We start from the raw sequence: 7,248 nt of genomic DNA, 5'->3' as shown, positions 1-7,248 counted from the left end.
CGGGTGGTTTATTTGTCACGCACCTACGGAGCGTGACGGACTGAAAGTCACATAAAAAAATCCATGATGACAAAAATCATCATGGACTATTTTTTAACCATTAAATGTACGAACTGGTGTAACTAATTGAATAAAACTATATGGAATATCTGAATGATTATCTTTTAATGTCAATGTAAATGGACGATTCGCTTCTAAAAATTGAATCGTTGCTTCTGAAGAACCAAATAAACGAAGCGCATCTTTTAAATAATCAGGATTAAATGAAACATCTAATGAAGCACCTTCATAATTTTCTACCGTAATTTCTTCTTCAACTTTTCCAATTTCTGGAGAATTACCTGTTAATAAAATGCGATTTTCATTAATTGATAATGTCGCAATATTATTTTTATCTGTATGAGACATTAATGATGCACGATCTACAGCAGCTACTAAATCACTAGCAACAACCGTAATCGCTGTATTAAATTGATCATTGATTAATCGATCTGTATCTGGATAACGTCCTTCTAATAAACGAGAGTAGAAAGAAAGAGTTTCTGTTTGGAAAAGAACTTGATTTTCAGTAATTGCAAAATCAATCGTTTCTAAACCATCAATAATACGTGATAATTCAATTAATGTTTTACCTGGTAAAGTAATTTCAAATGTTAACGCATTACTTGTTTCAGGCATTTCTAAAGGAATAATTCTTTGACTCAAACGGTGAGAGTCTGTTGCGACAGCTTTTAATTGATTATTGGCAATAACCATATGAATTCCCGTTAAAATAGGACGAGATTCAGCAGTAGAAACAGCAATAGAAGTTTGTAAAATCACTTGTCTAAATAATGGAACAGGTAATGTTAATACATGATCTTTTTCAACTTCTGGAAGTTGTGGATAATCATGAGCCGATAATCCATTTAATGTAAATGCAGCACTTCCTGCTGTAATCGTTGCTTGTAATTGTTCATTTGTTTCTAAAGTAAATGTATTTTGAGGTAATTTTTTAACAATTTCACCAAAGAATCGAGCAGGTAATACAATTGAACCTGTCTCTACAATTGATAATTGTAATTCTTCATGTTCTACTGGAAGAAAAATTTCAATAGAAACTTCAGAATCACTACCTGTTAAAGTAATCCCTTCTTGAGAAACAACTAATTTAATTCCTGTTAAAATTGGAATCGTTGTTTTCGAAGGAATAGCACGTTGAACGTCTGCTAAATTTTTTAAAAATGCTTGACGATTAATTGAAAATTTCATTTTATGCCTCCTAATGTGTGTCTGTCTTAAATTTAATTTTATTTATAATAAATATAGTAATAGTAGTAGGGCCTGTTAATTTTGTGGAAAACTATTATGTTGCTTTTAAATTCATCATTTTTTATTGTGGATAACTATTGTGTATAACAAATTAATAAATAGAGTAGTTATACACATCTTAAAAACCAAGTTTTTTCTTTAAATCATTAACAGCTTTGGTAATGTCACCTTGAAGTTTATATTCTTCATTAATTTTATCATAGGCATGTAGTACAGTAGAATGATCTTTGCCAAATTCTGTTCCTAATTTTGGAAGAGAGCTATTCGTTAATTCTCTTGCTAAATACATGGCAATTTGACGAGGTTCTACAATGGATTTTGTTCGTTTTTTACCTTTTAAATCTTCTAGAGAAATATGGTAATAACGTGCAACCGCTTCTTGAATATCTTGAACGGATACAATTTTTTCTTTACTTCCAGGGATAAAGTTTTGCAGAGCTTCAGCAGCTAAATTTGTTGTAATATCTTCACCATGAGTCACAGAATAAGCTTGAACTCTTACAAGAGCACCTTCTAATTCACGGACATTGGATTGAATTTGTCCAGCAATATAGCTTAAGGTATCTGTAGGAATATCAATTCCAACAGCTTCTGCTTTTTTAGATAAAATTGCAATTCTTGTTTCCAAATCGGGTGGAGTAATATCGACTGGCAGTCCAGAAACGAATCTTGAAACTAAGCGTTCTTGTAATGCTTTGATTTCAGTTGGCTGTCGATCACTCGTTAAAACAATTTGTTTTTGGTTATTAAATAATGCATTAAATGTATGGAAAAACTCTTCTTGAGTTGCTTCTTTTTCAGCAAAAAATTGAATATCATCTACTAATAATAAATCAACATTACGATAATAATCTCTGAATTCTTGTTGAGTATTTGTTCTCAATGAAGTAATCATTTCATTTGTAAAAGCTTCACTCGTTACGTATTTAACACGTGCATTTGGATTTAGTAATTTATATTGATTCCCAATCGCTTGCATTAAGTGAGTTTTCCCTAGACCAACACCCCCATAGAAAAAGAGGGGATTATATAATTGTCCGGGTCTTTCGCAAACGACTAAAGCAGCAGCATGTGCCATTTGATTTCCTTTACCAATAATAAATGAATCAAATGTATATTTAGGATTTAATAGAGAATCATCTTCTAAATAAATATTTTTAGTTACTTCCTTAATTTCTTCAGTTGCTTGAACTAGTGGGGTAGATTCCATGAATGTTTGTTTTGATGAAAAGTCTTGTTCATCAGAAATAATAAACTTTGGTTCAAATGACTTTCTAAAATAATCATAGCCACGTTCCATGACATCCGTTAATAAATTATCTTCCCAGAAATTAGCATATGTTTGAGAAGGAACTTGAATATAAAGATAATTTGAATCAATTTTCAATAATTTAGCAGGCATAATCCAATGTTTAATTGTAAAATCTGAATTTGTTTTTTCAAAATGAGCTAATAAAATTTTCCAAAAATCATCTAATGGATCCATAAAAACACCTCCTTGTGTATGAATAATATTAAAATCTATGAGTAAGTGTAGCATTTTTTTGAAAAGTTTTCCACAGGAAATCTATTTTTAACAAATTTTAGTGAATTTGTAATAAGTTTTCCACAATATTGTGGATAATTTGTAAAATTCTTTTTAAAAAATTACTTATAAACAAGATTTGTTGATAAAACAAACTCAATAAAAATAAAGATTTTAGAGTATTATCCACATTTTCCACAAGTTGTGGATAAAGTTTTGTAAACAGACTTTGAATTTGTTAAAAAGTTGTGGAAAATATGGGGAAAAATTTAAAAGTAGAGAAAATGTTAAAAAATAATTGTGGATAACTATTGAAAAATGAATATTTCTACTAGGTATTTTGAATAAAATATGGTATGATACTCCAGTACAGTGATGCAAGAAACAAAGTATTGACTTTGTTAAGGAATATCATTATAATGATGTAGACTGTCTAGGATAGTTAGACATAACACAGAACTAGGAGGTGCAAGAAGTTATGAAAAGAACATATCAACCAAACAAACGTAAACGTCAAAAAGTTCACGGTTTCCGTAAACGTATGAGTACAAAAAATGGCCGTAGAGTATTAGCAAGCAGACGCCGTAAAGGTAGAAAAGTTTTAGCAGCTTAGATCACTGAACGTCTCAGTGATCTTTTTTTTATAAATGTTTTAAAAACTTAGATAAAGGTGAGTGTATGCGTAAGTCTTATCGAGTAAAAAAAGAGCAAGAGTTTCAACGAGTTTTTCATCATGGAAATTCAGTAGCGAATCGTCAATTTGTGGTTTATCAAATCGATAAATCGAATCAATCTCATTTTAGAGTTGGAATTTCTGTGAGTAAAAAATTAGGAAATGCAGTTGTTAGAAATCGTATCAAACGATTAATACGAAGTGTATTAACAGAACTAAAGCCACAATTACAGTCAGAGATTGATTTTATCGTGATCGCACGTAAACCTGTAGTATCTATGAATTATCAAGAAATAAAAAAATGTATGATGCATGTATTAAAATTAGGAAAGATTTTAATAAAAGATGATTATAATGGAGAAAGTAGGGAATTAAGTGAAGAAAAAGCATAAATTAGCTTTAACATTAGCGGTTTTAACATTATTTTTAGCAGCATGTAGCACAACGCCTGTAACAGCAGAAAGTACAGGAATTTGGGATCGAGTAATTATTTATAATTTATCTCAATTTATTATTACTTTATCCAATATATTTGGAAATAGTTATGGTTTAGGAATTATTGTTTTTACAATTATAACAAGAATTGTATTAGTACCAATTATGCATTTCCAATATAAAACAACAAGACAAACAGCTATTTTACAACCTGAAATTAATAAACTTCGAGAAAAATATTCTGCTCGTGATCATCAAACTCAAGAAATTTTACGAGAAGAAATTTCAGCTTTATATGAAAGAGAAGGTGTAAATCAATATGCTGGATGTTTACCAGTAGCGATTCAATTACCTGTAATGATTGCTTTATATCAAGCAATTAGTCGTACAGAAGCTTTAAAAACAGGATCATTTTTATGGTTTAATTTAGACCAACCAGATCCATTTTTCATTTTACCAATTTTAGTAGTAGCTACAACTTATGCAACTTCTTGGTTAACAATGAAAATGCAAGACAGTGGAGCAGCTGGAAAAATTATGTTATTTGTATTACCAGCAATGATTGGATTTACAGCTTTAACATTCCCAAGTGCGTTATCATTATATTGGGTTGTAGGGAATATCTTTATGGTTATTCAAACTTTAATTATGAATAATCCATTTACATTTATTGCAGAACAAAAAGCTATTACACAGGAAAAACGTCGTCGTGAGAAAGCTTTAGAAAAAGCTAAGAAAAAACACGGTAGAAGTTAAAGAATAGACTTGTTCAGATCAAAAGAACATGAGATAATACATGTAAATTTGCAATATGGAGGATATAGAAGATGACACAAACGATTCGAGTAAATGATGCTTCAGTAGAAAAAGCAATCCAAAAAGGATTACGACAATTACAATTAACACAAGATGATGTCGAAATTGAAGTAATTGATGAAGGAAAAAAAGGATTATTTGGTTTCGGACAAAAAGATGCTGTAGTATTAATTACTGTTAAAGAAAAAATTGAACAAGAAGAAGTAGTTGTTGAAGAAGTGGAAGAATTTTTTGAAGACGAAGAATTTGATATTGAAGATAACTATGAAGCAGTTGAAGTATTAGATAATCATATTGAAGAAGCTGCTCATGTTACAAAAGCATATTTAGAACAAATAGCTGAAATTTATGGAGCACCAAGTGTAGTTCATGTTGAAGTACAAAAAGAAAAAATGAATTTTGTATTTGAAACAGATAAACCAGGTTTATTAATTGGTAAATATGGTAAAATTTTGAATGCAATTCAAGTATTAGCTCAAGTATCTGTTCATCGTTTTGTAAAAGGAAGAATGTCAGTGCAAGTAGATGTAGGAGATTATCGTTTACGTCGTACAGAAGCATTACAACAAATTGCTGAAAAAACAGCACGTCGTGTATTAAAAACAAAACAACCGGTATACTTAGAACCACTACCTGCATATGAAAGAAAACAAATTCATGCATATTTAAGTAAGAACAAACGAATTTCTACTCATTCAGAAGGTAAAGAACCACACCGTTATTTAGTTGTAGAAATTGCAGAATAAAATAGTTAGAGACTGGAATGATTTCCAGTCTTTTTTTATCTCTTAAAATTAATTAGTATCGGATGAATAAAAAAATTTAAACTTAAATAGTAGAAAAAAAATACAATATAATAGAAAGAAACTTGATAAAATCCTATATTTGATATTGAAACTTTTCATTAAAAGCGTTAAAATAAGTTAACACAGTGTCTTTAGGGAGAAGACAATAAGAAATATGTGTATTTTATATAAAATATAGAACAAATTTTATATAAGGAAAAATAAATAAAAATATTGGAAAATTTCCTAAAAACAATGTACAATAATATTGAAAACATATAGTTAGGAGAATCATTATGGATATTCAAGTGTTTATAAGGCGCCGTAAAGAAAAAGGCTTATCTCAAATTGAATTGAGTCATGGAATTTGTACGCAAGCAACTTTAAGCCGATTTGAAAATCATGGTCAAATTCCTTCAATGAAAATCTTAAGTCAATTGTGTGCACGATTACAATTAGATGTGGGGGACTTATTTGCAAGTGTCAATACTAAAGAACTTGCTACAAATAAGCTTTTAGATAAAATTGAAGAAAGTATTGTAACAATGGATTATGAATTGGCTGAAAAATTGATTGGAACAATTCAAAAAGATCAATTGAATGATGAACAAAAAATTCACTTGTTATACTTAAGAGGATTCACACAAGTTTTACAAGGGAAAAAAATGGAAGATGATTTGTTTTATTTTAATAAAATTTTAGCAGAACAATATGAAAAACAAGATACATATCTCCATTTAGCTTATGCTGGATTAGGTTTAGTATATCAAAAACAAGAAGATATAGAAAAAGCAGAATACTTCTTTACAAAAGCTATTCAAGAAGTAGAAAAACATCAATTAGAAAAAATGGAAGATGTATGGCGTGTATTAATGGTTTTATATCATAGCGCTATGTTCTTTAATAAAAATAATAACTATAAAAAGAGTAATGAGTTACTAAAAAGAGGAATTGAATTATGTAGTCAATTTCATATTACTTATTACTTATCAAGATTGTATTATCAATTAGCAATGAATTCATTAGAAAGTAATGCAGATAAAGAAGAAGTAAAATTATACTTAAATGATGCAGCTGCTTTCGCTAGAATTAATTCAAATGATGAATTATTGACAGAAATTGAAAAAATTAATGATTCTTTATAATAAATAGAAAATTAAAATTTGAATAAGTAGGAAGCAAAAATCTTCTTGCTTATTTTTTTAATACTTTAAATAAAAAAATATTGAAAAATAAATGACGATATTTATAATGGAATAAAAGGAGTGATAAAAATGGGTTTACGTTTTAATAAAGATGATTTTTTAAAAAAAGAAAAAGTTATTTTACCAGAGGATATTGAGCTACCATCATTAGAGGAAGAATATGATTTTGATAGTTTTGGAGATTCATTCATTATGATGCCAAAGATGGAAGAAGATCAAAGACAAAAAAATCTTGAAAAAAACATCAAAAAAGAATGGTTAGAACCAATAGATAATAAAGAAGAAAAATAGCTACTATCTTAAAGAAATTTTTATATAAAAGACTTGCAAACAGAAGCTAGCTATGGTAAATTATATACGTTGTTAACGAACGTTCGCTTTTTAAGCGATTACGAAAAAGAAATTTAAAATAAACTTCAAAAAAATGTTGACAATATAAACTACCTATGATAATATATAGGAGTTGTCGCGTAAAGCGACGTTGACCTTTGAAAACTA

General features: G+C 28.9%; 8 protein-coding genes. 6 read left to right on the top strand and 2 right to left on the bottom strand.

Annotated elements, in window-relative coordinates; genetic code table 11:
• Nucleotides 1-93: 93 nt before the first annotated feature.
• Nucleotides 94-1,251: a DNA polymerase III subunit beta gene (gene dnaN / locus RWR88_RS08345; protein ID WP_006703106.1), complete on the bottom strand. Its 1,158-nt coding sequence runs from the start codon at nt 1,249-1,251 to the stop codon at nt 94-96.
• 178 nt (nt 1,252-1,429) lie between these two features.
• Nucleotides 1,430-2,797 carry a chromosomal replication initiator protein DnaA gene (gene dnaA / locus RWR88_RS08340; protein ID WP_314349219.1) on the bottom strand — a complete coding sequence of 456 codons (1,368 nt, stop codon included), beginning with the start codon at nt 2,795-2,797 and terminating at the stop codon, nt 1,430-1,432.
• Nucleotides 2,798-3,314: 517 nt separating this feature from the next.
• Here dnaA and rpmH point away from each other — a divergent pair.
• From rpmH to RWR88_RS08310, 6 genes are all read left to right on the top strand, one after another.
• Nucleotides 3,315-3,449 (top strand): 50S ribosomal protein L34, encoded by a 135-nt coding sequence (gene rpmH / locus RWR88_RS08335; RefSeq protein WP_006703104.1) that lies wholly within the window; start codon nt 3,315-3,317, stop codon nt 3,447-3,449.
• A gap of 65 nt (nt 3,450-3,514) precedes the next feature.
• Nucleotides 3,515-3,901 (top strand): ribonuclease P protein component, encoded by a 387-nt coding sequence (gene rnpA / locus RWR88_RS08330; protein WP_314349218.1) that lies wholly within the window; start codon nt 3,515-3,517, stop codon nt 3,899-3,901.
• Nucleotides 3,885-4,700 carry a membrane protein insertase YidC gene (gene yidC, locus RWR88_RS08325; RefSeq protein WP_314349217.1) on the top strand — a complete coding sequence of 272 codons (816 nt, stop codon included), beginning with the start codon at nt 3,885-3,887 and terminating at the stop codon, nt 4,698-4,700. Before rnpA ends, yidC begins: the two co-directional genes overlap by 17 nt.
• 71 nt (nt 4,701-4,771) lie before the next feature.
• Nucleotides 4,772-5,506 (top strand): RNA-binding cell elongation regulator Jag/EloR, encoded by a 735-nt coding sequence (jag, locus tag RWR88_RS08320; RefSeq protein ID WP_314451778.1) that lies wholly within the window; start codon nt 4,772-4,774, stop codon nt 5,504-5,506.
• A 335-nt stretch (nt 5,507-5,841) separates the two neighbouring features.
• Complete coding sequence (locus RWR88_RS08315) at nt 5,842-6,690, top strand: helix-turn-helix transcriptional regulator (protein WP_314349215.1); 849 nt, start codon at nt 5,842-5,844, stop codon at nt 6,688-6,690.
• Between the two features lie 129 nt (nt 6,691-6,819).
• Nucleotides 6,820-7,041 (top strand): hypothetical protein, encoded by a 222-nt coding sequence (locus tag RWR88_RS08310; RefSeq protein ID WP_314451775.1) that lies wholly within the window; start codon nt 6,820-6,822, stop codon nt 7,039-7,041.
• Nucleotides 7,042-7,248 lie beyond the last annotated feature (207 nt).

This window comes from uncultured Granulicatella sp. (assembly GCF_963528195.1).
Lineage (GTDB): Bacteria > Bacillota > Bacilli > Lactobacillales > Aerococcaceae > Granulicatella.
This window is presented reverse-complemented; position numbering and strand designations above follow the sequence as displayed.

Coding starts and splice junctions, on each gene's coding strand:
- rpmH (WP_006703104.1), top strand. CDS start 3,315: ATGAAAAGAACATATCAACCAAACAAACGTAAACGTCAAAAAGTTCAC.
- RWR88_RS08310 (WP_314451775.1), top strand. CDS start 6,820: ATGGGTTTACGTTTTAATAAAGATGATTTTTTAAAAAAAGAAAAAGTT.
- jag (WP_314451778.1), top strand. CDS start 4,772: ATGACACAAACGATTCGAGTAAATGATGCTTCAGTAGAAAAAGCAATC.
- dnaN (WP_006703106.1), bottom strand. CDS start 1,251: ATGAAATTTTCAATTAATCGTCAAGCATTTTTAAAAAATTTAGCAGAC.
- RWR88_RS08315 (WP_314349215.1), top strand. CDS start 5,842: ATGGATATTCAAGTGTTTATAAGGCGCCGTAAAGAAAAAGGCTTATCT.
- rnpA (WP_314349218.1), top strand. CDS start 3,515: ATGCGTAAGTCTTATCGAGTAAAAAAAGAGCAAGAGTTTCAACGAGTT.
- dnaA (WP_314349219.1), bottom strand. CDS start 2,797: ATGGATCCATTAGATGATTTTTGGAAAATTTTATTAGCTCATTTTGAA.